The organism is Variovorax paradoxus (genome assembly GCF_009755665.1).
GTDB lineage: Bacteria > Pseudomonadota > Gammaproteobacteria > Burkholderiales > Burkholderiaceae_C > Variovorax > Variovorax paradoxus_G.
Map to the genome: position 1 here is coordinate 1014419 of NZ_CP046622.1, position 24622 is coordinate 1039040.

The 24622-nt window shown below is 66.7% G+C and carries 20 protein-coding genes; 10 read left to right on the forward strand and 10 right to left on the reverse strand.

All coding sequences use genetic code 11. The features are described 5' to 3' along the window. Window positions 1-22 precede the first annotated feature (22 nt). Window positions 23-1291, reverse strand: a complete 1269-nt coding sequence (locus GOQ09_RS04685; protein ID WP_157612096.1) for a multifunctional CCA addition/repair protein — start codon at window positions 1289-1291, stop codon at window positions 23-25. 160 nt (window positions 1292-1451) lie between these two features. Here GOQ09_RS04685 and GOQ09_RS04690 point away from each other — a divergent pair, with 160 nt between their 5' ends. Then, window positions 1452-2177 carry an OmpW/AlkL family protein gene (locus GOQ09_RS04690; RefSeq protein ID WP_157612097.1) on the forward strand — a complete coding sequence of 242 codons (726 nt, stop codon included), beginning with the start codon at window positions 1452-1454 and terminating at the stop codon, window positions 2175-2177. A 22-nt stretch (window positions 2178-2199) separates the two neighbouring features. Here the strand turns inward: GOQ09_RS04690 and GOQ09_RS04695 are convergent, their stop codons facing one another. The 3 genes from GOQ09_RS04695 to GOQ09_RS04705 form a co-directional block, all read right to left on the reverse strand. Then, window positions 2200-2883, reverse strand: coding sequence for a glutathione S-transferase family protein (locus GOQ09_RS04695; RefSeq protein WP_157612098.1), 684 nt, complete (start codon window positions 2881-2883; stop codon window positions 2200-2202). A gap of 118 nt (window positions 2884-3001) precedes the next feature. Then, entirely contained in the window at window positions 3002-3565 is a 564-nt protein-coding gene (locus tag GOQ09_RS04700) for an MgtC/SapB family protein (protein WP_157612099.1), read from the reverse strand. Window position 3566: 1 nt separating this feature from the next. Next, window positions 3567-5570 (reverse strand): lytic transglycosylase domain-containing protein, encoded by a 2004-nt coding sequence (locus tag GOQ09_RS04705; protein ID WP_165442065.1) that lies wholly within the window; start codon window positions 5568-5570, stop codon window positions 3567-3569. Between the two features lie 36 nt (window positions 5571-5606). Between GOQ09_RS04705 and GOQ09_RS04710 the strand changes: the two genes are divergently transcribed. Then, a complete protein-coding gene (locus GOQ09_RS04710) occupies window positions 5607-6224 on the forward strand; it encodes a 5-formyltetrahydrofolate cyclo-ligase (protein ID WP_157612101.1) in 618 nt (205 codons plus the stop codon). Between the two features lie 27 nt (window positions 6225-6251). Here GOQ09_RS04710 and GOQ09_RS04715 read toward each other — a convergent pair whose 3' ends face one another. Further along, window positions 6252-7235 (reverse strand): LysR substrate-binding domain-containing protein, encoded by a 984-nt coding sequence (locus tag GOQ09_RS04715; RefSeq protein ID WP_157612102.1) that lies wholly within the window; start codon window positions 7233-7235, stop codon window positions 6252-6254. A 166-nt stretch (window positions 7236-7401) separates the two neighbouring features. On the opposite strand from GOQ09_RS04715, the gene GOQ09_RS04720 reads away from it, so the two are divergent. Further along, window positions 7402-7722, forward strand: coding sequence for a DUF2917 domain-containing protein (locus tag GOQ09_RS04720; protein ID WP_126747996.1), 321 nt, complete (start codon window positions 7402-7404; stop codon window positions 7720-7722). A 51-nt stretch (window positions 7723-7773) separates the two neighbouring features. Here the strand turns inward: GOQ09_RS04720 and GOQ09_RS04725 are convergent, their stop codons facing one another. Further along, entirely contained in the window at window positions 7774-8178 is a 405-nt protein-coding gene (locus tag GOQ09_RS04725) for a BLUF domain-containing protein (RefSeq protein ID WP_157612103.1), read from the reverse strand. A 120-nt stretch (window positions 8179-8298) separates the two neighbouring features. Here GOQ09_RS04725 and GOQ09_RS04730 point away from each other — a divergent pair, with 120 nt between their 5' ends. After that, window positions 8299-9039, forward strand: a complete 741-nt coding sequence (locus GOQ09_RS04730; protein ID WP_242631108.1) for a Crp/Fnr family transcriptional regulator — start codon at window positions 8299-8301, stop codon at window positions 9037-9039. 27 nt (window positions 9040-9066) lie between these two features. Here the strand turns inward: GOQ09_RS04730 and GOQ09_RS04735 are convergent, their stop codons facing one another. Continuing rightward, a complete protein-coding gene (locus tag GOQ09_RS04735) occupies window positions 9067-9954 on the reverse strand; it encodes a DUF6279 family lipoprotein (protein WP_242630993.1) in 888 nt (295 codons plus the stop codon). Here GOQ09_RS04735 and glmU point away from each other — a divergent pair. Then, on the forward strand, window positions 9953-11383 hold the full coding sequence (glmU, locus tag GOQ09_RS04740) for a bifunctional UDP-N-acetylglucosamine diphosphorylase/glucosamine-1-phosphate N-acetyltransferase GlmU (RefSeq protein WP_157612105.1): 1431 nt from the start codon (window positions 9953-9955) through the stop codon (window positions 11381-11383). The two genes, GOQ09_RS04735 and glmU, sit on opposite strands and share 2 nt — an antisense overlap. 12 nt (window positions 11384-11395) lie before the next feature. Here the strand turns inward: glmU and GOQ09_RS04745 are convergent, their stop codons facing one another. Further along, window positions 11396-11878, reverse strand: a complete 483-nt coding sequence (locus GOQ09_RS04745) for an Lrp/AsnC family transcriptional regulator (RefSeq protein WP_157612106.1) — start codon at window positions 11876-11878, stop codon at window positions 11396-11398. Between the two features lie 138 nt (window positions 11879-12016). Between GOQ09_RS04745 and glmS the strand changes: the two genes are divergently transcribed. Further along, a complete protein-coding gene (glmS, locus tag GOQ09_RS04750; protein ID WP_157612107.1) occupies window positions 12017-13897 on the forward strand; it encodes a glutamine--fructose-6-phosphate transaminase (isomerizing) in 1881 nt (626 codons plus the stop codon). 36 nt (window positions 13898-13933) lie between these two features. On the opposite strand, the gene GOQ09_RS04755 is transcribed toward glmS, so the two are convergent. Continuing rightward, window positions 13934-16078, reverse strand: a complete 2145-nt coding sequence (locus GOQ09_RS04755) for a glycoside hydrolase family 3 N-terminal domain-containing protein (protein ID WP_157612108.1) — start codon at window positions 16076-16078, stop codon at window positions 13934-13936. A 132-nt stretch (window positions 16079-16210) separates the two neighbouring features. Here GOQ09_RS04755 and GOQ09_RS04760 point away from each other — a divergent pair, with 132 nt between their 5' ends. From GOQ09_RS04760 to GOQ09_RS04775, 4 genes are read left to right on the forward strand one after another with little or no spacing between them, the layout of a single operon-like run. Beyond that, window positions 16211-17506, forward strand: a complete 1296-nt coding sequence (locus GOQ09_RS04760) for a glucoamylase family protein (protein ID WP_157612109.1) — start codon at window positions 16211-16213, stop codon at window positions 17504-17506. Beyond that, window positions 17503-18900, forward strand: coding sequence for a glycoside hydrolase family 15 protein (locus GOQ09_RS04765; protein WP_157612110.1), 1398 nt, complete (start codon window positions 17503-17505; stop codon window positions 18898-18900). The genes GOQ09_RS04760 and GOQ09_RS04765 overlap by 4 nt, the downstream gene beginning before the upstream one ends. 3 nt (window positions 18901-18903) lie before the next feature. After that, the gene (locus tag GOQ09_RS04770) at window positions 18904-20667 is read left to right on the forward strand and encodes an ABC transporter ATP-binding protein/permease (RefSeq protein ID WP_157612111.1); all 1764 of its coding nucleotides are present in this window, start codon (window positions 18904-18906) and stop codon (window positions 20665-20667) included. 41 nt (window positions 20668-20708) lie between these two features. Next, on the forward strand, window positions 20709-22934 hold the full coding sequence (locus tag GOQ09_RS04775) for a CocE/NonD family hydrolase (RefSeq protein WP_242630995.1): 2226 nt from the start codon (window positions 20709-20711) through the stop codon (window positions 22932-22934). Window positions 22935-22953: 19 nt separating this feature from the next. Here the strand turns inward: GOQ09_RS04775 and GOQ09_RS04780 are convergent, their stop codons facing one another. Next, the gene (locus GOQ09_RS04780; protein ID WP_157616588.1) at window positions 22954-24591 is read right to left on the reverse strand and encodes an alpha-amylase family glycosyl hydrolase; all 1638 of its coding nucleotides are present in this window, start codon (window positions 24589-24591) and stop codon (window positions 22954-22956) included. Between the last annotated feature and the right edge of the window lie 31 nt (window positions 24592-24622).

A 24622-nucleotide genomic window follows, 5' to 3' on the forward strand; every position in this document is an offset into this window, starting at 1 on the left:
GTATGCCCGCGGCGGCGCCCCTTCAGCCCGGCAACGCGGCCACGGCCGCAACGGCCTCGACGCGCGCACGATGGATCGCCTCGCCGATCTGCGGACCCGTGGCGCCCGACTGCTGAGCCGTGCGTGCCACCGCATCGGTGGCCACGCCGGCCGCCGCGCGGAGCACCGCCAGCAGCCTCTCGCGCTGGGGGTAGGGTTGTTCTTCGAACCCGAGCCGGCCGCGCGAGTCGCACTCGCAAGCCAGCAGCACCTCGGCAAAGCGCGCGGGCTTGCGGAACGCATCGCAGCGCTCCAGCAGGCGCACCAGCTCGGGCGCATCGAGCTCACCGCTGGCGTGGATGTTGCCGTGCTCGCGCGCCACCACCTCGGCCAGTTCGCGGATGTCGACCGGCACGCGCCAGCGGTCGCACACCGCGTGCAGCAGTTCGGCGCTGCGCTTCTCGTGACCGGTATGGCGCGGCAAGAGGCCGGGTTCGGTCGTGCCCTTGCCAAGGTCGTGCATCAGGCAGGCAAAGCGCACCGCCAGCGGCGCCTGCAGCCTGGCGCTGCTGTCGAGGACCATCATCAGGTGCACGCCGGTGTCTACCTCGGGGTGATGTTCCGCGGACTGCGGCACGCCCCAGAGCCTGTCGACTTCCGGCAGCAGCACGGCCAGCGCGCCGCAGGCCCGCAGCACGTCGAACATGCGCGAGGGGCGCGTTTCCATCAGGCCGCGTGCCAGTTCCTGCCAGACGCGCTCCGCCACCAGCGCATCGGTTTCGCCGGCCTCGACCATTTCGCGCATCAGGGCCATGGTTTCAGGTGCGACCGAAAAGTCGTCGAAGCGTGCGGCGAAGCGCGCCACCCGCAGGATGCGCACCGGGTCCTCGCGGAAAGCATCGGTCACATGCCGCAGCAGCCGTTGTTCCAGGTCTCGCCGGCCGTGAAAGGGGTCGGCCAGCTTGTCGGCGTCGGGCTCGAAGCTTCCGTCGGGCTGCACCCACTCCGCGGGCATTGCAATGGCGTTGACCGTGAGGTCGCGCCGCGCCAGGTCTTGCTCCAGGGTGACGTCTGGCGACGCATGCACGGTGAAGCCGCGGTAGCCGGGCGCGCTCTTGCGCTCGGTGCGGGCCAACGCATATTCCTCGCGGGTCTGCGGATGCAGGAACACCGGAAAGTCGCGCCCCACGGGCAGGTAGCCGCGCGACGTCATTTCTTCGGGTGTGGCGCCCACCACCAGCCAGTCATGGTCGGACACCGGCCGCCCGAGCAGCCGGTCGCGCAGCGCGCCGCCGACGAGATACGTTTTCATGCGCTCCAGTGTAGGGATATCCATACTCCAAAAAATAGAACGATCGTTCGATAATTTTCTGGCAAATCAAAGGAACGTTCGCCGATTTGCCCGAAAGGCAGCCGCTGTTGCAGCAGCTGCCACGTGCCACGAACATTAATACCAAAGGAGCAATCACAGCATGAAGAAAACAATGTTTGCGCTGGCGGCAGCGAGCGCAATGGCGTCAGGTGGCGCTTGGGCGCAGAACGCCGGGGACTGGGTCATTGGCGCAGGCTGGCTTCGAATGTCGCCGCAGGATTCGAGCAAGCCGCTCACGTTCACGGCGCCGGTGCACAGCGTGGTACCCGGCTCGGGCGCGTCGGTGAGCGACGCGGACACACTCGGCCTGAGCGCGGTTTATTTCGTCGACAGCCACTGGGCCGTGGAGGGGGTGCTGGGCATTCCGCCAAAGTTCAAGCTCGACGGCGAAGGCACGCTGGCCCGCATCGGCGAGCTGGGCGAAGCGCGGCAATGGAGCCCGACGATCCTGGGCAAGTACTACTTCAACGAAGGCAGCAGTGCCTTCCGTCCGTTCGTGGGCCTGGGCGCCACTTATGTCTGGTACAGCGACGTCAAGCTCACGCCGGGCCTGCAGGGCGCATTGGGCAGCCAGGTGCGCCAGCCGCCGCTTTCCACCTCGACCACCGCCAAGCTCGACAGTTCGTTCGCGCCCGTGCTCAACGCCGGCGTGGCCTACCAGTTCGACAAGAACTGGGGCGTGTCGTTCTCGGTGTCCTACATTCCGCTGAAAACCAAGGCCAAGCTCACCACCACGTCGATCACCGGCCTGCCGGTGGCCACGAGCGAAGCCAGGCTCAAGCTCAATCCGATCGTGACCTATCTGTCGGTGACCTATCGCTTCTGACCCTGGACACGACGCGCGTCGTTCAGCGTTCCTTGCGGTAGTGCTCTTCGAACGGCAGGAAGTCCTTCTCGGCCAGTGCATCGTCGATCCATGCCTTGATGCCGGGCAGGGCCTGCACACGCCCGATGTACGCTGAGATGGCAGGGGGCACGGGCAGGCCGTAGGTCTTGATGCGCGTGCCGACGGGCGCGAAGTAGGCGTCCGCATTGCTGAATTCGCCGAACAGCATCGGGCCACCATGGGCGTCGAGCAGATCGGTCCACATCTGCACGACGCGGTCGACTTCGCTCTGGAGGCCGAGGTTCTCCTTCAGCAGCCGTGCGCCCACGTCGGCCAGGGAGGCCTCGATGTTCATGCCGCAAAGGCTGCGAAGATTGCCGAAGCCCGAGTGCATTTCGGCGCAGATGCTGCGCGCGCGGGCCCGGTCGGCCGCGGCGCGGGGCCACAGCTGCTTTTCGGGAAAGGTCTCGGCCAGGTATTCGGCAATGGCCAGCGTGTCCCACACCACCAGGTCGCCGTCGACCAGCACCGGCACCTTGGCAACGGGGTTCAGCGAGCCGATGGTTTTCTTGAACTGCGAATTGGCTTCGAACGAATCGAAGCGCACCTTCACTTCCTCGAACGGAATGCCGGCCTGCTTCATGAGCACCCAGGGCCGCATGGACCAGGACGAGTAGTTCTTGTTGCCGATGTAGAGCTTGGGCATCGTGTTGTGATCCTGCGGTTCAGATGAGAAGAACCCTCAATGCTAGCGGGGCCCTGCGCGCTGATTGATGCTGAAGCGCAGGCGAATTGATGCGTGCGGCGCGCCGGGCCGTTCTCTTTCAGCGCGGTGGCGGGTCTTCAGGAGAGGCGATCACGCGGGACGCCTCGCCATTCTTGCCTTCGTCGCGCGGCGGGCCGACGAGGCGCTCGATCAGGTTCACCAGGCGCGGCACCAGCGAAAGCACGGCCAGTGCCAGCAGCGCGCTCAATACCGCGGTCACTTCGCGGCCGAGCCCGCAGGCCATGCCGATGGCGGCGGTCATCCACAGCCCGGCGGCGGTGGTGAGGCCCTGCACCTGGTGCTCGTCCTTGCCCTGCTTGAGGATGGTGCCAGCGCAAAGAAAACCCACACCTGCCACGAGGCCCTGGATTACCCGGCTCATGTCGGCAGGCTCGATACCGGTCTGCTGCGGAATGAGCACGAACAGCGCCGAGCCGATGGCTACCAGCATGTGGGTGCGCACGCCGGCCGCCTTGCCCTGCTGCTCGCGCTCGAAACCGAGCATGAAGCCGACGACGGCCGCAAGCATCAGGCGAACCACGATGCGCGTGAGCTGGGCAACGTCGCCCACGTCCGAGAACTCGGCTGCAACAGTGTCGAGTACCTGGTCGCCCCAGCTCATGTCAGGGGAGGTCCTTGTTGGGCTCGGGTTCGGAGGCGTCGCGCGGGCCCACCCGACCCAGGCGCTCCTTCAGCGATTGCGGGCGCCCGCTGATCAGCGCGGCGTAGTTGGTGGTGTTGGCCAGCACCTTCTTCACGTAGTCGCGCGTTTCGTTGAAGGGCACGTTCTCGGCCCAGATCGCGGCTTCCATCACCGGGCCGTTGCGCCAGCTGCGCGGCCGGCCGGGGCCGGCGTTGTAGGCCGCGGCGGCCAGCGCCATGGAACCGTCGAAGTCGTCGAGCGCCAGCTTCAGGTAGTTGGTGCCGATGGTGATGTTGGTCTCGCGGTCGTTGATCTGCCCCGGCGTGAAGTCGTTCATGCCGATCTTGCGGGCGGTCCAGCGGGCCGTCGCGGGCATGACCTGCATGAGGCCCGAGGCACCCACGCCCGAGCGCGCGTCCATGATGAAGCGGCTTTCCTGGCGGATCAGCCCGTAGACGTAGGCCGGGTCGAGGCCGATGTCCTGGCTCTTGCGCAGTACCGTGTCGTGGAACGGCATGGGAAAGCGCTGCTCCGCGTCGATCACGCCCTTGGTGCGCTCGCTGGTGTTGATGCAGCGGTCCCACACTTCGCGCTGGCAGGCGAGGTCGGCCGCCGCCAGCAGCGCGCGGTCGTCCATGCCGCCCTTGTCGTGCAGGTTGGTGGCGTAGTTCCATTCGCGCGTGCCCTCGGAGCGCAGGCCGATGGCAATGGCATAGAGGGCGCGGCTGAGCGAAGGATTGCTGCGCGCGGCGTTCTTCTCTTCGGGCGTGAGGGGCGCCGGACGCGTGGGCGTCACGGTGCGCTGGCCGAGCTCTTCGAGCGCCAGCATTTCGTAGAAGCCGCGTGTGCCGGCAATGCTCTGGTAGAGCTCGCGTGCCTGGGCGCGGCGCTCGTCGCCGCCGGCGGCGCTGAGCGCCCGCGCCTTCCAGTAGACCCAGGTGGGCTCCAGCTGGGCGGTCTCGCTCATGGCGTTGATGGCGGGCGCCACCTCTTTCCACTGGCCGTTGCGCAGCGCGGCGCGCACTCGCCAGCCGAGCATGTCGTCGGACAGGTCGCCGTTCTTGGTGACGTTGGCGAAGTAGCTGCCGGCCATGGGCGAAAGCTTGCTTGCCGCCTGCCGGCCGATGGTGCCCCAGAGCCAGTTGCGCTCTTCGGCGGAAAGCATCGGGCCCCACTTGCTGTCGAGCTGCGTGGCGGCCTGTTCGGGGTCGGCCATGGCGATCTTGATGAGCGCCAGAACGACCAGCTCCTTGCGCGACTTGGCGGCCACGAAGGCGCGGCCCGCCAGGAACTTGGCCGCGCTGGCGTTGAGCTCTTCGAAAAGCGGCAGCGCGTCGGGTGCGGCAATGGTCACGGCGCCGCGCGCGGCCTGCGGGCGGTTGGACTCCATGGCCAGCCGGGCTTTCTTCCAGACGTCGTTGGTCGAGATCAGGCGGGCAGCGACCATGCGGTCGGCGGCGGTCAGGCAGCCGTCGTCAGCTTCTTTTTGAGCGAACCAGTTGCGGCGCACCTCGTCGGCCTGGGCCTGCGTGGCGGTGCCGGAGCGGAGGGCCTCGACCAACACCGCATAGCAGCGCACCTGCGCGTCGTCGCCCATGCGGAAGCCGGCTATGGCGGCGGAGAAACCGTCCCAGTCGCGGCGCTGGCCCAGCAGCAGCAGCCAGTCATTGCGCAGGCGGTCTTCCTGGTAGGTGCCGGGGTAGCGGGCGAAGAAATCCTGTACCTCGTTCGGCGTGGCTTCCTGCAGGCGGGCCTTGAGCTCCCAGTAGGCGGCCCAGGGTTCGAGCGCATGGCCGCGCGCCTGGGGCAGCAGGGCGGCAAGGCGGCCCTTGTCTCCGCGCTGGAAAGCCTGCTTCATCTGGAGGAGCACGTCGTCGTTGCTGTTGGCCTGCGCGGCCGCGGGCTGCTGCGAAAGCAGTGCGGCGGTTGCCAGAACGGCGGAAAAAACGAGTGCGGGCGCTGCGCGGCGCGGGCGGTGGCGCATGGATGCCAAAATGCTTGGGAACTGCATCGGGGGATTATGGACAAGTCAAAGGATGCCGCCACCTCGGCGACCGTGAGTTTTCTCAAGGATCAGCTGCGAAAAGCGCTGATCGAGCAGCGCCTGGCCATGCCCGACCGCCTTGCCAGGGCCGATCTTCTGCAGCGGGTCATGCGGATCTGGCTGGTCGGCCGGCCCGACACCGTGATTGGCGCCTACTGGCCCATCAAGGGCGAATTCGATCCGCTGCCCGCATTGCACCGCTGGAAGGAAGACGGCGAGCTCATCGACGAGCCGCAGCGCCGCCGCATCGGCCTGCCCGTGATGAACAAGGTGCACAAGACGCTGACTTTCCATGCCTGGTACCCGGGCTGCCAGATGGAGGAAGACGCCTACGGCATTCCCAAGCCCAAGGACACCGAGCTCATCGTGCCCACGCTGCTGTTCGTGCCCTGCGTGGGTTACAGCGCGGGCGGCTATCGGCTGGGCTACGGCGGCGGCTTTTACGACCGCACGCTGGCCGCGCTGGAGCCGCGGCCGTTCACGGTGGGGCTGGGCTTTACCAACGGCTTTCTCGACGAATACGAGCCAGAGGCGCACGACCTGCCGTTGGACGCGATCCTCAACGACAACGGCGTCGTCTGGCCGACGTCCTGAGCCGCGCGGCGGCCGCTGCTCGCTGGCTCAGTCGATGTTGTCTACGGTGTCCGGGTCGGGCACCTCGCCGATGGTCTCGCGCGTGGTGATAGCCTGGGCCTGCAACCAATCCCAGAAGGCCCTGATTTCCGGCCGCAGCGCATTGCGCGGCCCCGCAATGAGCCAGTAGCCCATCGGTGAATCCATGCGGTGCTGCGGCAGCACCTCCACCAGGTCGCCGTTGGCCAGGCTTTCCGCAATGAGCGAGCTGCGCGCGAGCGTCACGCCCTGGCCGGTGAGCGCGGCCTGCACCATCTGGTAGGCGTAGTTGAAGTAGAGCCAGCGCTTGGGCTGCGCCCTCTCGAGGCCGTTGACCTCGAACCAGCGCCGCCAGGTCAGCCATTCGAGGTGCGTGCGATGCGCGTCGCCGGCCTCGATGAGCGTAAAGCCTGCAATGTCGGCCGGCGTCTTGATGGGCGGGCTGCTCTTCAGCAGCCAGGGGCTCGCCACGGGAGTAAGAGTTTCGCCAAAGAGGCGCACCGCCGTGGCCGGCATGGCCTCGCGCGGGCCGTAGCGCAGGGCAATGTCCACGTCGGCCACTTCCAGGTCGACGGCCACATCGCTGGCGTCGATGCGGATGTCGATCTCGGGGTTGTCGCGCTGAAACGCCTCCAGCCGCGGAATGAGCCACATCGATGCGAAAGACGCAAAAGTGGTGAGCGACACGCTCTTGCGCCCCGCGCTCTGGCGAATCTGCCGCACGGCCGTATCGATGCGCGGCAGCGATTGCTGCACCGCCAGCAGCAGCTGCGCCCCGGCGCTGGTGAGCTCCACGGCCCGCGTATGGCGCAGGAACAGCGCCACGCCCACTTCTTCCTCCAGCGACTGGATCTGGCGGCTGACTGCCGACTGGGTGAGCGCCATTTCTTCCGCCGCGGCGCGAAAGTTCAGGTGCCGCGCCACGGCTTCGAAGGCGCGCAGGTGCCCGGCCGAGATGGGGCGGGAGCGCAGATGGGTTTGGGAGTGCTGCATGGACGGGGGCGTGGAGGGCATCCGGGGATTGATGCGGATTCGGAATCAGTAGGCTACTTCGTTTTCATTGGACTGCCAACAGGCCCCGAACGATCATTCATTCCCGAACTGCGCCATTGCCTCCATCCGTGTCATCGCAGTTCGGCAAAGCCCAAGGAGTTTCATCATGTCCACCGCCGTCTGCACCAACGAATCGCTCGCTTCCCTGTCGTCTGCCCGTACCGCTTCCGCCGTTCCCCCGGCCGTGCGCCGCGGTGCCTGGCAAATTGCCCCCGGCGAGGCGATGAGCCTGAAGGCGCGGTCGGCCAGCGTGCTGCGCGTGAAGCAGGGTCGGGTGTGGATCACGCCGGACGCCACCTCGGCCACGGCCAGCGAAGACCTGGTGCTGGCCCCCGGCGAGTCGCTGAACGTGGCCGCCGGCCAGCGCATCGTCATGGAAGCGTGGGATGGCTACGGTGCCACCTACTCGTGGGATCCTGCGGCCTAAACGGGTCGACTCCCCACGGCGGAAAGGCGGCTTCGGCCGCCTTTTTCGTTTTCAGCCGTTGATGTCGAAGCTGGGGCGCAGCGCCAGGAAGTGATTCAGGGCGGCTTCGCCTTCCAGCGCGTGCACGCCGGCCATGAGGTGGGGCCCTTCGCTTTCGGCCAGGCCCAGGCCGAAGCCCGAGTAGCGGCGGGCGGCCAGGGCGCCCTGGTAGACCACCCGTACCTCGGTGTGCCGCCAATCCTGGTCGATGCGCTGCATCAGCGTCTTCACGGCTTCGGGCGGGCCTTCGAGATGCTGGCAGAAGCGCATGCCGTCAAAAACCAGGAGGCCGGTGATCTCGTGTTGCGCATTGCGTGCACGGGCCTGGGTCACGATGGCGCCGACTGTGGCGGGCGGCAGGTCTTGCTTGAGCACGCTGCAATAAAAAATCTCGAAAAGCGACGTTTCTTCTGTCATGCGAACGGGTGCGGAAAACGTGCGAAGTTTATGAAGCCCCGGCACACGCCGAAATGTAAAAAGACACAGGTAAACAGCCTATAGTGACGCGTGAGATTCGAGGACCATTCACCCCCTGCCTTGCCGCCGCAGGGGGCCAATCCCTGCGACGACTGTGCGTTGCGCAAGCTCGAGGCTTTCTTGCCGGCATCTGCGGAAGAGCTCAAGACCATCGAGTCCTTTCGGGTCGGCGCCCGACGCGTTCCAGCCGGCGGTGCCATCGTCGAAGAGCACCGGCCGAGCGCTCAGCTGTTCACCCTCTATTCGGGTTGGGCGTTTCGCTACAAGACGCTGAGCGACGGCCGCCGCCAGATCCTGAGTTTTCTGCTGCCTGGCGATTTCATCGGCCTGCAAGATGAATTTGCCGACGGCCAGACGCACGGCGTGGAGGCCGTGACCGACACCACGCTTTGCGCCTTCTCGCGCGAGCGGCTCTGGGAACTGTTCCATGCCCAGCCCAAGCTGGGCTACGACATCACCTGGCTGGCCGCGCGCGAGGAAAAAATCGTGGACGACAACCTGGTGACCGCCGGCCGCCGCAATGCCAGCGAACGCGTGGCCATGCTGCTGATGCACCTCTACCGCCGGGCCGAGCGCGTGGGCATGGTGCGCGATGGCTGGGTCGAGTTTCCGTTCAACCAGCAGCACCTGGCCGATGCGCTCGGCCTCTCGCTGGTGCACACCAACAAGACGCTGCGCAAGCTGCAGGGGCTGGGGCTCTACAAGCTCGATGCGGGCTGGCTGCGCATCCTCGAGCCGCATGCGCTCGAAACGCTGGGCGACTATTTCGAACGCCCGATGCGGCCCACGCCCCTGATCTGACCGCGCGGCGCCTTGCGGCAGGGCAGTTCAGCGCGCGGCCACCAGTTGCCGAAGATCGTCCTGGTAGGCCTGCAGCCGCCGCACGGCCTGCTCGCGCTGGCTGGCGCTGGTGGCGTTGTGAAGGGCCGCCAGGTTGCGGCAGCCTTCCTGCAGCAATGCCTGCTGGTGATCGCGCCAGGGCCCGGGCGGCGGATCGGCAATGCGCATCACGTAGGCATGGATGGCCGCGCGCGCTTCGGCCGGCGGCGGCTTGGCCGCGTTGAAGCCGCGCAGCAGCCCCAGCGCCTCCTGCTGCCGCTGGCGGCGCTCGACGCCGGCCAACCGCGGATCGAACACCGACTGCGCCACTTGCTGCCGCACCAGCGCGCGCTGCTCGGGCGTCAGCCGGCCGTAGAAATCTTCGAGGCGATCGAGAAACTTTTCGTAGCGCTTTTCCTGCACTTCAGCGGGGCTGCGGTCGAGCCATTCCTTGCGGTACTCGGCGTTGTTCTTTGCGTATTTGCGCTCTAGCTGCTGCAGTTGCGCCTCGGTCAGGCTCAATGCCAGTTCGGTGCCGGCGGGTTCCGCACGCTCGGTCACTGCCAGCAGGCGTTCGCGGATCTGCTCCGCCATGCGGCAGGCCTGGGCCGCGGTCACGTCGCGCGGCGCCAGGGCTTGCGCCTCCTGCAGCACGCCGAGCACCCGGGGCAACTCGTTCTGCCGGTGCCAGCTCAGCAGTTGCGCGAGTTCGTCGCGCACCTTGGGCGTTTGCGAGCCGTCGAAATCAACGTACGCGTCGAGCCACCAGTAGCTCAGTTCGGGCAGGTTGTTGTAGGCCAGCTTGATCGTGCTGCACGCGCCCAGCGCGGCGGCCACGAGCAGCACGCCGATAATTCGCGCCAACTTGGCGCAACGCATTCGGGTAGAAAGAAGCATGAATCAGATTCCGCAAGACAACCAGGGACCGGTCGACGTCGTCATCATGGCGGCCGGCAAAGGCACGCGCATGAAGAGCAGGCTGCCCAAAGTGTTGCATCGTTTGGCCGGGCGTGCACTGCTCGCGCATGTGACCAGCACCGCCGCGCGCATCGGCGCCCGACACGTGGTGGTGGTGACCGGCCACGGCGCGGCCGAAGTCGAGGCGGCGATGTCTTCCGGCAATGGGGTTGGCACCGCCCTGCAGTTTGCGCGGCAGGAGCCGCAGCTTGGCACGGGCCACGCGGTGCAGCAGGCGGTTCCGCTCCTGCCTGAAGACGGCACGGTGCTGGTGCTGTCGGGCGACGTGCCGCTGATCGGCGAGGAAACGCTGCGCGCGCTCATAGCCGCGAGCGCCGGCCAGCGGCTCGCGCTGCTGACCATCGAGTTCGAGGATCCGACGGGTTACGGGCGCATCGTCCGCACGGAAGGTCGGGAGGGGGAAGTCACGGCCATCGTCGAGCACAAGGACGCCACCGAGGCGCAACGCGAAATCCGCGAAATCTACAGCGGCATGATGGCCGTGCCCGCGGCCCTGCTCAAGGGCTGGCTGGCCCGGCTGGACAACCGCAACGCCCAGGGCGAGTACTACCTCACCGACATCGTCAAGCTGGCCGCTGCCGACGGCGTGCCGGTGGTTGCGCATGTCACGACCGACGCGCTCCAGGTGGCCGGCATCAACAGCCCCGCGCAACTGGCGGGGCTCGAACGTGCCTGGCAGTTGCGGCAGGCCGAGGCACTCATGGCGCAGGGCGTGCGCCTCGCCGATCCGGCGCGCTTCGACCTGCGCGGCACGCTGGCCTGCGAAGCCGACGTCGAGATCGACGTTAATTGCGTGTTCGAAGGCTCGGTGTTCCTGGGCGAGGGCGTGCGCATTGGCGCCAACTGCGTGATTGCCAATGCGCGCATCGAGGCGGGCGCGGTGATCCACCCGTTCACCCACATCGAAGGCGAGAAGGCCGGCGTAACCGTCGGCGAAAGATCCCTCATCGGCCCCTTCGCGCGGCTGCGGCCCGGCGCGCAGTTGGGTGCCGAAGTGCACATCGGCAACTTCGTCGAGGTCAAGAACTCGACCCTGGCCGAGGGTGCCAAGGCCAATCACCTGGCCTATCTTGGCGACGCGACGGTGGGCCAGCGCGTCAACTACGGCGCGGGCAGCATTACTGCCAATTACGACGGCGCCAACAAGCACCGCACCGTCATCGAGGACGACGTGCACGTGGGCAGCAACTGCGTGCTGGTGGCCCCGGTCACCATTGGCGCGGGCGGCACCATCGGGGGCGGCTCGACGGTGAACAAATCGACCGAGCCGGGCGCGCTCACCGTTGCTCGGAGCAAGCCGGTGAGCTTTCCCAACTGGAAGCGCCCGCAGAAGAAACCCAAGGGCTGAGAAGGCGGAGGGTCAGACCAGCGGCAGCCGGGGCTCGAACTTCGCGCGCTTCAGGCTGAAGAAGGCCTTGACGTTGCGCACGTTGGCGTCGGCGTTGAAGAGCCGCTGCGCGAGCGCGCCGTAGCCGGGCATGTCGCGGGCGGCCACCACCAGCACGAAGTCCGGACCCGGCGAAACGCGCCAGCATTGCTGCACGGCGTCGTCGGCGATCACGCGCGCCTCGAAGGCGTCGAGCGCCGCAGCGTCTTGCCTGTCGAGCGAAATTTCGACCACCGCCTGCAGGCCGTGGCCCAGCACCGCGGCCAGGCGGTCCGGCGAAAGCAATGCGACTTGCCGCTCGATGAGACCTTCTTGCCGCAGGCGCTGAACGCGGCGCAGGCAAGTCGGCGGCGAAATGCCGACGCGTTCGGCCAGCCTCTGGTTGGTTTGCGAGGCGTCGCGCTGCAGCGCATCGAGCAGGCGGAGATCTATTGCATCCACCGAGATTGATTCCATATGTGTGTGGATTATGGAATAAAAATCCAAATCCGCTGAGGGATGAAATAAATCACCGAAATTCTCGTGATTTCGAAGGCATATTTTTCCACCCTATCTCTACCATCAGGTCTCCTCTTCATTCAAAGGCAGCTCACCATGTGCGGCATCGTCGGCGCAGCGTCCCATCGCAACATCGTTCCAGTCCTAGTGCAGGGGCTTCAAAGGCTCGAGTACCGCGGCTATGACTCCTGCGGCGTCGCGGTTCATGCGAGCGGCCTCACGCGTGCGCGCACCACATCGCGCGTGGCGGATCTCGTCACGCAGGTGCGCGAGGACCATGTCGAAGGCCTGACGGGCATCGCCCATACGCGCTGGGCCACGCACGGCGCACCGGCCGTGCACAACGCGCACCCGCACTTCAGCCATGGCCCCGGCGCCGACGCACAAGGCGCGCGCGCTGGCCGCATCGCGCTGGTTCACAACGGCATCATCGAAAACCACGAAGCACTGCGTGCGACGCTCGAGGCCAAGGGCTACGTCTTCGAGAGCCAGACCGACACCGAGGTGATCGCCCATCTGGTCGACAGCCTCTACGAAGGCGACCTGTTCGAGGCCGTGAAGGCCGCGGTGCTGCAGCTGCACGGGGCCTATGCCATTGCAGTGATCTGCCGCGACGAACCGCAGCGCGTGGTCGGCGCGCGCGCGGGCTCGCCGCTCATTCTTGGCGTGGGCAAGGAAGGTGGCGAAAACTTTCTTGCGAGCGATGCCATGGCCCTGGCCGGCGTCACCGATCAGATCGTCTATCTCGAAGAAGGCGACGTGGTCGATGTGCAGCCCGGCAAATACTGGATCGTAGACCGCAGCCACAAGCCCGTGCAGCGGCAGGTGCGCACCGTGCAGGCGCACAGCGGCGCGGCCGAACTCGGCCCTTACCGCCACTACATGCAGAAGGAAATCTTCGAGCAACCGCGCGCCATTGGCGACACGCTCGAAGGTGTGGCCGGCATCGTGCCCGAGCTGTTCGACGGCATCGGGCAGGACGGCGCCAGAGGCGCCAGCGCACACCGCGTGTTCAAGGACATCGACAAGATCCTCATTCTTGCGTGCGGCACCAGCTACTACAGCGGCTGCACCGCCAAGTATTGGCTCGAGGGCATCGCGAAGATCTCGACGCAGGTAGAGATCGCAAGCGAATACCGCTACCGCGACTCGGTGCCCGACCCCAAGACGCTCGTCGTCACCATCAGCCAGTCGGGTGAAACCGCCGACACGCTGGCCGCGCTCAAGCATGCGCGATCGCTCGGAATGGAGCAGACCCTCACCATCTGCAATGTAGCCACCAGTGCCATGGTGCGCGAATGCAAGCTTGCCTACATCACGCGCGCCGGCGTGGAAATTGGCGTGGCCTCGACCAAGGCCTTCACCACGCAATTGGCCGGCCTGTTCCTGCTGACCCTTGCCATTGCGCAGAGCAAGGGCCGCCTGAGCGAAGCCGACGAGGCACGCTACCTGAAGGAAATGCGCCATCTGCCGGTGGCACTGCAGTCGGTGCTTGCGCTCGAGCCGCAGATCATCGGCTGGGCCGAAGACTTCGCACGCAAGGACAACGCGCTCTTCCTCGGCCGCGGGCTGCACTATCCGATTGCGCTGGAAGGCGCGCTCAAGCTCAAGGAAGTGACCTACATCCACGCCGAGGCCTATGCCGCCGGCGAGCTCAAGCACGGCCCGCTCGCGCTGGTCACCAGCGAAATGCCGGTGGTGGCCGTGGCGCCGAACGACGCCCTGCTCGAAAAGCTCAAGAGCAACCTGCAGGAAGTGCGCGCGCGCGGCGGCGTGCTTTATGTGCTGGCCGACGGCGACACCAAGATCAAGGGCAGCGAAGGCCTGCACGTCATTCGCATGCCCGAGCACTACGGCGCGCTGTCGCCGCTGCTGCACGTGGTGCCGCTGCAGCTGCTGGCGTATCACACGGCTTGCGCGCGAGGAACCGATGTCGACAAGCCGCGCAATCTTGCCAAGAGCGTGACGGTGGAGTGATTGGGCGCGGAGATCGTCGATGAAATCCGCAGTGCTTCAATACAACTCGATGATCTGGCGCAGCAACCCTGATTCCTCGGCACTCGGTCCGACAAGGATCTCGACTTCGCCTGCCTCGAACAAGGGCTGCAGGTCCGGCCCGAGGTAGCGCAACTCGGCCGCCGGCAGTTCCAGGTTCACCGAGCCGGCAACGCCAGGCATCAATCGCAGCTTCGCGTAGCCCTTGAGTTCCAGCAACGGCCGGGTGACACGGCTTCGCTTGCCGCGAATGAACAGGAAGACGGTCTCTTCAGCCTCGCGCGCGCCAACGTTGCGCAGTCTGGCGCTGATCTTCAGCGTGTCCTGCTCGCACACGCGGCGCGGCTCGACCTGGAGCTCTTCGTAGACAAACCGGCCGTAGGTCAAGCCGTGGCCGAAGGCATACAGCGGCGTGTTCTCGACGTCCTGGTACTTGCTGGTGAAGTAGTCGGCAGGATTGATCGGTCGGCCGGTGGGACGCTGGCCGAAGTAGATAGGCACCTGCCCGACGGCGCGCGGCCAGCTCATCGGCGTGCGACCGCCAGGAGACACCTGGCCGGTAACCACATCGGCGATCGCATGGCCGGCTTCGATGCCGATGAACCACGCAGCCAGGAGCGCATCGGCGTGTTGGGCCAGCCAGGGGACGACCAGCGGGCGGCCCGAGAACAAGATCGCGATGACGGGGATGCCGAGCGCCTGTGCGCGTGCCGTTACCGCTTCGGCCAGGGCCTGTTGCCGGCCGGGAAGCGCGGGCGTGGCGCGGCTCGCCGCCTCGCCGCTCATCGTGGCACGCTCGCCCAGGCACAGCAGGATGGCGTCGGCGCCGTCGCAGAGCGCAATGGCAGCTTCGATGCCGCTGTCGTCGCCACCCTCGATGGCGACGCCGGGTGCATGGCGAATGTCGGTGTGCGGAAGCGCGGCGCGCAGGCCGGCAAGCACGCTGACGGCGGGCTCGTGTTCGCCGGCGCCCCACCACGGGCCTTTCATCTCGGTGTTTGCGTCGGCCAGCGGACCGATGACGCACAGTGCCTTCGGTGCAGCAGGCAAGGGGAGGGTGTCCCGCTCGTTCTTCAGCATGACGATGGCCTTGCGCCCCGCATTGCGCGACAGCGTGTGCCGCTCGGCGACAACCGCTGCGGGCTCCGGTGTCGCGCCGCGGCGGTAGGGGTCGTCGAACAGGCCGAGCTGCTCCTTGAGCCGCAACACGCGGCGCACACTCGCGTCGATCTCTTCGATGGTCACCCGTCCCTGTTCGAGCGCGATCGGCAGGCCCTTGCGATACGCGTCGGCCATCATGTCGATGTCGACGCCGGCCTTCAGCGCCAGGACCGCGGCATCGACGAGATCGGCCGCGACGCCGTGCTTGATCAATTCCGCGATCGCGTTGTAGTCGCTGACGATGACGCCGTCCCAGCCCATCTCCCCGCGCAGCCAGTCGCGCAGCAAGGGAATGTGCGCCGTCATCGGCACGCCGTTGAGATCGGTGAAGGCGGGCATCAGCGTCGCGACGCCGGCGCGGACCGCTGCTGCGAAGCCTGGCAGATGCACCTCGCGCAAGGTGCGCTCCGAGATGTCCACGGCGGCGTACTCCCGCCCCGCGTTGACTGCGCCGTACGCGACGAAATGCTTGGCGCAAGCGGCCAGCGATTCGGCCGATGACAGGTCGGCCCCCTGGAAGCCGCGCACCTTCGCCTGTGCGATGCGTGCGTTCAGCCAGGGGTCTTCGCCGGGTCCTTCCGCGGTGCGGCCCCAGCGGGGATCGCGCGATACGTCGAGCATCGGCGCGAAAGTCATCGCCAGGCCGTCGGCAGCGCCTTCGCGCGCGGCCTCGCGCGCCGTGCGTTCCCAGAGGTCTTCGTCGAAGGTGCCGGCCTCTGCAAGCGGAATCGGAAAGAGCGTGCGATGGCCATGAATGATGTCCAGGCCGATCAGCAGTGGAATGCCGAGCCGTGACTTCTCGACGGCCAGCCGCTGCATTTCGTGGGTGGGACCAGCGCCGACCATGTTCAGCAGATTGCCGACCGTACCGTCGATGATCGACTGCGTGGAGTCTCCCGCGAGCACCGGCCCGGTGACCGTGTAGCTGGAGGCAGTCATCGTCAGTTGGCCCAGCTTTTCGGCTAGCGTCATCCGGGCCATGAGGGAGTCAATGCGGCTCATCAGGGATTTCGAATAGAACCCAAGGGCCTTAATGATGGCATGCTGCGGGCAGAGAGCCCTCGGCCGCGTTGCGCTGCCGACAATTCAGTGAAACCAAACGTGTTACCGAGACGACAACGAAAGGAGCCGTTCGTGCTGAAGGATGACAGGAACCCGAGGGCACTGGCAGCCCTGCCCGATGAAGCCTTGATCGACGCCGTGCAGCGGCAGACCTTCCGCTATTTCTGGGACGGTGCGGATGCCGCCAGTGGCTTGGCGCTTGATCGCCGCACGCTCGTCAGCGCCACGGGCGAAGACCTAGCGGACGAAAGGGTCGCCATCGGCGGCACCGGCTTCGGCATCATGGCCTTGATCGTCGCGGTGGAGCGCGGCTGGGTCACGCGGGACGCAGCGCTGGAGCGCCTGGGGCGCATGCGGGACGCGCTCTTGCGCGCCAAGCGCTACCACGGCGCGTTCCCGCACTTCATGGACGGGGCGAGCGGCGCGACGATCCCGATGAGCCCCAACGACGACGCGGGCGATCTGGTCGAGACCTCGTTCCTTTGCATGGGCCTGCTGTGTGCGCGCCAGTATTTCAGCGAGGACACGGCCACGGCGCGCCGTTTGCGCGCCGACTTCGACACGCTGTGGCATGAGGTCGAATGGAACTGGTTCACCCAGGGCGGACAGGATGTGCTGTATTGGCACTGGAGCCCGAACCACGGCTGGGCCATGAACCATCAGGTGCACGGCTGGAACGAGTGCCTCATCACGTACTTTCTGGCGGCGGCCGCACCACGCCATGCGATCGATCCGAAGGTCTACCACCGCGGCTACGCCTCTGGGCCCGACTTCCTCAATGGCCGCTCGTACCAGGGCATCGAACTGCCGCTGGGCCCGCCGAACGCCGGCCCGCTGTTCTTTGCGCACTACTCGTTCTGCGGGCTCGATCCACGCGGCCTGAAGGATCGCTACGCCGACTATTGGGATCTCAACAGCCGCCACGTGCAGATCAACCGCGCCCACTGCGTTGCCAATCCGCGGGGCTATCGGGGCTACGGCGAATCGTGCTGGGGCCTGACGGCGAGCGACGACCCCGACGGCTACCTTGCGCACGATCCGAACAACGACAACGGCACCATCTCGCCGACGGCCGCACTGGCCAGCCTGCCGTACGCGCCTGCCGAGGTGATGCAGGTGCTGCGGCATTTCCTCACCGCGCATGGCGAGCGGCTGTGGAGAGACTATGGCTTCGTCGATGCGTTCTGCGAGCAGCGAGGGTGGTTCGCAGACACCTATCTTGCGATCGACCAGGGCCCGATCGTCGTGATGATGGAGAACCATCGCACGGGCCTTCTTTGGAAACTGTTCATGAGTGTGCCCGAAGTGCAGGCCGGGCTGCGCGCCCTGGACTTCAGCAGCCCGCATCTGGGGTCGCGCGAACCGTGACCTTCAGCGTGGCGAGCCCGCAAGATCCGGCTTTTGAGCCCTGGCTCGAAACCCAGCTGCGCCACTCGGCGAGCGCGATGCTGTCCAGCATCTCGCCGGTCTCGATCGTCAAGCATCGGCCGGGCTTCGGCCAGACCGTGCGGCCGATGGCCGGCGCCATCGTCGCCTCGCCTGTCCTCGCCGACTACAACCCGGACCCCGACTACTTCTTTCATTGGTTCCGCGATTCCGCGGTCGTCATCGATGCACTGCGCCTGCTCTACTCCGAAGGGTGCGTCGGAGACGAAGCATTGCAGCACCTGCGCGACTTCACCCATTTCAGCCTGGAGTTGAACCGCCTCGACGGCCGGGCGGCTGCCGCGGTGGAGGACCGCAGCGCGTGTGTGGCCCCCGAGCTCCTGCAGTACCTGCGCGAAGACGATGACCTTGCGAAAGCTTTCGGCGACCTGGTGACCGCCGAGACGCGGGTGAACCCCGACGGCACGCTCGACGTCTGCCGATGGAATCGGCCCCAGCATGACGGTGCGCCGCTGCGCGCGCTGGCCCTGCTGCGCTGGGCAGCCGGCGGGCACCTCGACGCACCGCTGCTGGCGGAGGTTTCCAAGCTGATCCGCTTCGATCTCGACTTCACGCTGCGTTATTGGCGCGAGCCGTCCTACGACATCTGGGAAGAGGAACTCGGCCACCACTACTACACGCTGCGCGTTGCAGGGGCCGCGTTGGCCGAAGGCGCGGCATGGCTGGAGGGCTTGGGCGACACGGCAAAGGCGCAGCGCTGCCGGGAAGAGTCGCAGGCCGTGCTGCGCCTCCTCGATGGCTACTGGGTCGACGAAAGAGATGAACGGCCAGGTGATCGCGACGCGACGCGCGGCTACTACCGCTCACGCGTGCTGGCGGACGGCCAGCCCAGTCCGAAGGCGCTGGACATCGCGGTGATCCTGTCGGCGATCCACAGCCTTGGCACCGAGGCCGCCCATGGACCGGCCGATCCGCGCATGCAGTCCACGCTGATGCGCCTCGACGCACTGTTCGACGCGGCCTATCCCATCAACCACGGCCGCGCCGCAGGCCGTGGCGCGGCAATGGGCCGGTATGAAGGCGACGTGTACTACTCGGGCGGCGCGTACTACTTCTCAACCCTCGGCGCCGCCGAGTTCTGCTTCCGCGCCGCAGCGGCGACGGGCGCCGATGCACGCCATTGGTTCGAACGCGGCGACGCCTACCTCGCCACCGTGCGCGCGTACACGCCGGCCGGCGGTGACCTGTCGGAGCAGTTCGACCAGCACAGCGGTGCGCAGACCTCGGCCAAGCAACTCGCCTGGAGCCACGCCGCATTCATTTCCTGTGTCTCGGCGCGCCGCAGCGCGGCCGCCGCTTGCGAGGCGCCGCGGTAGGCGATGAGCGCGAGGCCGAAGAACCGTGTCGAGCCGGCTGCAAGGACCGGCTTCTTCCGTCAGGTCAGCGAGTTGCTCGGCGCCTTGCGCGTGTCCCCGGTCGCAAAGACGCTTGTCGCGCTGATGGCCGCGATCGTGGTGGTCGTTGCGCTCACGGCGTATGGGCAGATCGAGCTCAACAGCTGGAACAAGCCGTTCTACGATGCAATCTCGCGTCGCGACCTGAGCGAATTCATGGTGCAGGTAGGCGTCTTCGCGATCATTGCGGGCGTGCTGCTGGTCTTGAATGTCGCGCAGAGGTGGCTGGGCGAAACCTTGCAGCTGAAGCTGCGCGAGGCCGTGGTCAGTGACCTGGTGGGGCTGTGGCTGCAGCCCCGCCGGGCATTCTGGCTCCAGGCCAGCGGCCCGATGGGGGCCCACCCCGATCAGCGCATGCACGACGACACGCTGAAGCTGTGCGATCTCTCGGTCGCCCTCGGCGTGGGTCTGCTGCAGGCAGCGATGCTGTTCGGCAGCTTTGCGAGTGTGCTGTGGGTCCTCTCCAAGGACTTCAGCCTCTTTTTCGATGGCAAGGACCACGTGCTGCCGGGCTTCATGTTGTGGGCGGCCATCGCTTATGCGGTCGCCGGTTCGCTGGTCACTTACTGGGTCGGCAACGGCCTGATCTCGCGCAACGCCGAGCGCTACGCGCGTGAAGGCGAATTGCGCTTTTCGCTGACGCGCATCAACGAGCATCTCGACGGCATCTCCCTGGCGGGCGGCGAGGCCGACGAGAAGCGCCGCGTCGCCATGCATTTCGGCGACGTCTTGCGCGCTACGTCTCGCGTGGTGCTCGGGCTGACCAACCTGACCTGGGTCACCGCGGGCTTCGGCTGGGTCACCATCATCGCGCCGACGCTGGTGGCCGCACCCCTCTACTTCTCGGGCAAGGTTTCGTTCGGCGGCTTGATGATGGCCGCCGCGGCCTTCACGCAGGCTCAGTCGTCGCTGCGCTGGTTTGTCGACAACTTCAGCATCATTGCCGACTGGCGCGCCACGCTGCTGCGGGTCGCCGACCTGCGCCGGATGCTGGCGTCCGATCTGGAGGCACAAGCAGGCGGCAGCCGCATCGCCTATGAGGAGGGCGAAGCCGAGGCGCTCGCGATCGAAGCGCTCGAGGTTCGCTCCTGGAGCGGCCACGACCGGCTGGACGCCCCGGAACTCGTCGTGCACCGCGGCCAACGCGTCTTGATTCTCGGCACACCGGGCACCGAGAAGACCTTGCTGTTCCGGGCGCTCGCGGGCCTTTGGCCCTGGGGCTCCGGCACCGTACGCCGGCCCGCCGGCGAGACGATCCACTACATGCCGCGCGGCACGCCCTACATTCCACGCGGCACGCTCGCCGAAGTGCTGTCGTATGCGATGGAACCGTCGAGCTACCCCAGAGAAGCCATGGTGGCCGCACTGGCGAGTGTGGGCCTCCAGCGCCTGGAACCATTGCTGAACAAGACAGCCCGCTGGGAGCGCGAACTCAGCATGGACGAGCAGTTGCGCCTGGGCTTCGCCCGGGTGGCGCTGCAGGCACCGTCCTGGCTGGTGATGGACGAAGCCTTTGGCGCGTTCGACGACGACACGCTCGAGCTCATCATCGATGTTCTAGGCAAGCTCGCGCACACGGGCATTGTCCACATAGGCTCGGCCGGACAAGCGCACGACCGGCTGTTCACGCAGGTGGCGCATCTGGTCAAGGCACCGCCGAACGGTGTGCCCGAGGAGCAGCGACCATGAGATTCCCTGGGTCGACCGTCAATCGAGTCCGTCGCGCTCTCATGCGGCTGCTTCTTGCGCTGCCCGCGTGGAGCTGGGCGGCGGATTTCGGCTTCAAGCCACCGCGCGATCCTGAGGATGCCACCGCGGCGGACCTGATGCGCGATCTGGCCCAGCGCATCCTGCCGGTGTACCAGGACGCAGACACCGACGTCTTCCTGGCCAACCTGACCGCCCTGCAGATCGTCAGCGGCACTTACCGTGCAGCCTCCGACAGCAGCCGGGCCCTGCGCACCCGCCGCCAGGGCAAGCCGTTCGACGACCTGGTGCAGCGTGCGATCCTCGACGGCATCTATGCGCGTGCGCGCGCACTCGAAGCGAACGAGCGCCTCGGCTTTGCCGAAGCCTACGCGCGCGCATTCCGGGAACTTGTGTCGCCGCTCGACAATGCGCAAGCCCAGGCCATCATGGCGCGGCTCGAAATTCCGGCGGCGGTGTATGCAGAGCCACTGCGCCGGGCTTTCGACCTCTGGCGCGCGAAGGGCAGCCTTCCGCAGGCCGATGCCCTGGCGCTCGTGCGGACCTGGCATTCGTACGAGTCGCGCCGCAGCTTCGGCGCGCTTCTGCCCGAACTGTTGGCGGCGGAAAACCGCAACCGCTACGTGACGGAGGCCGACCTCAGGATTCCCGTCCGCGGGGGTGTCATCTTCGCGAGCGTGGTTCGGCCCGGCCGAACCAATGACGCAGTAGGCGCCCTGCCGACGCTGCTGCGCTTCACGCTCGATCCGGCCGAAGACGACGCCCAGCGCAGCGCCGCCAGAGGCTACGTCGGCGTCACGGCGTACGTGCGCGGACGCACGCCCGACAGCAAGGGCGCCGTGTGGCCGTTTATCCGCGACGGCGAAGACGCCGCGGCCGTCATCGACTGGATTGCCGAGCAGGCGTGGAGCGACGGCCGCGTCTGCATGCTCGGCGACGGCTACTCCGGCTACGCCGCCTGGGCCGCCGCCCGCTTGAGACCGGCCGCCCTCAAGGCCATCGCCACCATCGCGCCGATGGCGCCGGGCATCGACTTTCCGAAGGCCGGGCAAATCTTCCGCAACGCCATGGTCCGCTGGGCACAGGAGCATGCGAATGCCGAACCGCTGCGGGCCGGCGCAGACGCCGACCCGGACGCGACATGGCAGGCGCTCGACGCGCGGTGGTATCGAGGCAATCGCCCTTACTGGGACATCGACCGCGTCCTGATTGGCAAGCGCAACAGGCTGATCCGCACCTGGCTGACGCACCCCAGTCATGATCGCTACTGGCAGAAGTTCCTGCCGTCAGCGAAGCAGTTTGCGAGCATCGACATCCCGGTGCTCAGCTTTGCCGGCTACTACGGCGCAGACGCCGGCGCGCTCTACTTCCACCAAGAGCATCTTCGCAACCGGCCGCAGGCCGATGCGACGCTGCTGCTCGGCCCCTACGACGCGGCCTCGATTAGGCTCGGCACGGCACCGACGCTGCGCGGCTACACGCTGGACCCCGTCGCACGCGTCGACCTGCCCGAACTGCGCTTGCAATGGTTCGACCACATCCTGAAGGGCGCGAACAAGCCTTCTCTGCTGACGGACCGCGTCAACTACCAGGTGATGGGCGCGGACCAGTGGCGCCATGTGCCGACGCTGGACGCGCCGAAGCGCACCCCGCTACGCCTTTACCTCGACACCCGCGAGCGCGACGACCCGCGCCGCCTGTTGCCGTCGCCGTCCGAAGGCGGTGGCAGCGCGCGGCTTTCGGTCGATCTGGCCGATCGACGCGACGTGCGCATCCCGTGGCCGGACGCGCTGCGCGCGAACCAGCTGCCAACGCGCAACAGCATCAGCTTTGCCAGTGATCCGCTCCCGCAGGACACCGAAATCGTCGGTAGCCTGCGCGGCGTGTTCGACATCACGCCCTCGCGCCAGGACGTGGACTTCAACGTCTCGGTGTACGAGCAGACGGCAAGCGGCGAGTACCGACTGCTGTTCGATCCCTACGACTTCCGCGCCAGCTACGCAGCCAATCGCGTGCGTCGCAGGCTTCTTCGGGCCGGCGAGCGTCAGCTGCTTGCGTTCACCGCCGAACGCGTGACGGCGTGCAGGTTAGCGGCGGGCAGCCGAATCGTGCTGCTGATTGGCCTCAACAGGCGCCCCGACCGGCAGATCAACTACGGCAGCGGCAAGGACGTGAATTCGGAAACCATCGCCGACGCGAAGTGGCCCGTGCGCGTGCGTTGGCACGCGCGCAGCTACGTCGAGATATAGACCGGCAAGCCTTGATTGCTCATCGTGCGTCGGGGCCCTTGACGTTCACGGTGCCGACAACGACGCCTTCGCAAGGCGCCAGCACCAGAGGCCCCTTGATGAACTCCGCGCGCGCAGGATCGGTCGATGCCAGCACGATCGGCTGGCGCGGCATCAACGCCGGCGAGATCGGCGCCGGTGCGGCGCCAAAGTTCAAGAGCACCAGCAGCCGCTGTCCTTCGAAGCTGCGCACATAGGCGAGCACATCATCCCCGGCATCGAGCGCTTCATAGTTGCCCCGGTTCAGCGCAGGCTGCCTGCGGCGCAACGCGATGAGGCGGCGGTAGAGCGTCAGCATCGACCCTGCGTCGCGTGATTGCGCTTCCACATTGTTCGTGGGCCAATCGGCCGCCAGGCGCAGCCACGGCGTAGCGGTCGTGAACCCTGCGTGCTCTCTGGCGCTCCATTGCATGGGTGTTCGCTCCGGGTCGCGGCCCAGCCCCATGCCGGGTTTGTTCTTCTCGAACGGGTCCTGCACTCCATCGGCGGGAATGGGAACGTCCGTCATGCCGATCTCGTCGCCGTAGTAGAGCGTTGGCGTGCCGCGCAGCGTGAGCAGCAGCATGGCCGCGAGCCGCGCCATCTGCGGCCCGACGCGGCTCGCAATGCGGGATCTGTCGTGGTTGCCCAGCACCCAGTTCGGCTGAGCGCCCGCGGGCAGGGCGGCTTCGTAATCGCGCACCAGGCGGTCGATGCGCGCCGCCTGCCACTCGGTCGCAATCAGCTGAAAGTTGAAGGGCAGTTGCACGCCTTCGAGCACACCTTCGGCGTTGAGTCCGTAGTAGGCGACCAGGCGCGTGAGCGGCAGGTAGAGCTCGCCAATCAGCACGCGCGACGAGCGTGTGTCGCTGAACGCGTCGACCACCCGGCGCATCTCGGCCACGATCGGCTGCACCTCCGGCAGGTCCGTGTTGTAGAGCATCAACCAGCGAAAGAATGGGTCTTGGCCCTCCACGAAGTCCGGATTCGGCGGGTTGTCGCGGAACGCCGCGTCCTTGATGATTTGAGAGAGCACGTCGACGCGGAATCCATCGACGCCGCGCCGAAGCCAGAAGCGCAGCACCTCGTACATCGCGGCCCGCACTTCGGGGTTGCGCCAGTTGAGGTCGGGCTGCTCCTTCAGGAACGAATGGGCGTAGTACTGGCCGGTGGCCGGATCGAAAGCCCAGGCCGGCCCGCCAAAATTGCTGAGCCAGTTGTTGGGCGGCCCGCCGCCCGGCGCCGGGTCGCGCCAGATATACCAGTCGCGTCGCGCATCGCTGCGCGCGCTGCGGCTCTGTACAAACCACGGATGACGGTCCGATGTGTGGTTGGGCACAAAGTCCAGGATGATCTTGATCCCTATCGCGTGCGCCTCCTGCAGCAGCGCATCGAAGCCGTCCAGCGTCCCGAAGCGCGGATCGACGTCGCAAAAATCGGAGATGTCGTACCCGAAGTCGGCCATCGGCGAGGGATAGATCGGCGAAATCCAGACCGCATCGACGCCGAGCGAGACCAGATGATCCAGCCGGGCGCGAATTCCGTCCAGGTCTCCGACGCCATCGCCGTTGCTGTCCTGGAACGAACGCGGGTAGACCTGATAGACGATTCCGCACTTCCACCAGTTGTCGGCTGACATCTTGATCCCCTCATGGTCGGTTTCGAGCGGG

Coding starts and splice junctions, on each gene's coding strand:
- GOQ09_RS04685 (WP_157612096.1), bottom strand. CDS start 1,291: ATGAAAACGTATCTCGTCGGCGGCGCGCTGCGCGACCGGCTGCTCGGG.
- GOQ09_RS04690 (WP_157612097.1), top strand. CDS start 1,452: ATGAAGAAAACAATGTTTGCGCTGGCGGCAGCGAGCGCAATGGCGTCA.
- GOQ09_RS04695 (WP_157612098.1), bottom strand. CDS start 2,883: ATGCCCAAGCTCTACATCGGCAACAAGAACTACTCGTCCTGGTCCATG.
- GOQ09_RS04700 (WP_157612099.1), bottom strand. CDS start 3,565: ATGAGCTGGGGCGACCAGGTACTCGACACTGTTGCAGCCGAGTTCTCG.
- GOQ09_RS04705 (WP_165442065.1), bottom strand. CDS start 5,570: ATGCGCCACCGCCCGCGCCGCGCAGCGCCCGCACTCGTTTTTTCCGCC.
- GOQ09_RS04710 (WP_157612101.1), top strand. CDS start 5,607: ATGGACAAGTCAAAGGATGCCGCCACCTCGGCGACCGTGAGTTTTCTC.
- GOQ09_RS04715 (WP_157612102.1), bottom strand. CDS start 7,235: ATGCAGCACTCCCAAACCCATCTGCGCTCCCGCCCCATCTCGGCCGGG.
- GOQ09_RS04720 (WP_126747996.1), top strand. CDS start 7,402: ATGTCCACCGCCGTCTGCACCAACGAATCGCTCGCTTCCCTGTCGTCT.
- GOQ09_RS04725 (WP_157612103.1), bottom strand. CDS start 8,178: ATGACAGAAGAAACGTCGCTTTTCGAGATTTTTTATTGCAGCGTGCTC.
- glmU (WP_157612105.1), top strand. CDS start 9,953: ATGAATCAGATTCCGCAAGACAACCAGGGACCGGTCGACGTCGTCATC.
- GOQ09_RS04735 (WP_242630993.1), bottom strand. CDS start 9,954: ATGCTTCTTTCTACCCGAATGCGTTGCGCCAAGTTGGCGCGAATTATC.
- GOQ09_RS04745 (WP_157612106.1), bottom strand. CDS start 11,878: ATGGAATCAATCTCGGTGGATGCAATAGATCTCCGCCTGCTCGATGCG.
- glmS (WP_157612107.1), top strand. CDS start 12,017: ATGTGCGGCATCGTCGGCGCAGCGTCCCATCGCAACATCGTTCCAGTC.
- GOQ09_RS04755 (WP_157612108.1), bottom strand. CDS start 16,078: ATGAGCCGCATTGACTCCCTCATGGCCCGGATGACGCTAGCCGAAAAG.
- GOQ09_RS04770 (WP_157612111.1), top strand. CDS start 18,904: ATGAGCGCGAGGCCGAAGAACCGTGTCGAGCCGGCTGCAAGGACCGGC.
- GOQ09_RS04775 (WP_242630995.1), top strand. CDS start 20,709: ATGCGGCTGCTTCTTGCGCTGCCCGCGTGGAGCTGGGCGGCGGATTTC.
- GOQ09_RS04780 (WP_157616588.1), bottom strand. CDS start 24,591: ATGTCAGCCGACAACTGGTGGAAGTGCGGAATCGTCTATCAGGTCTAC.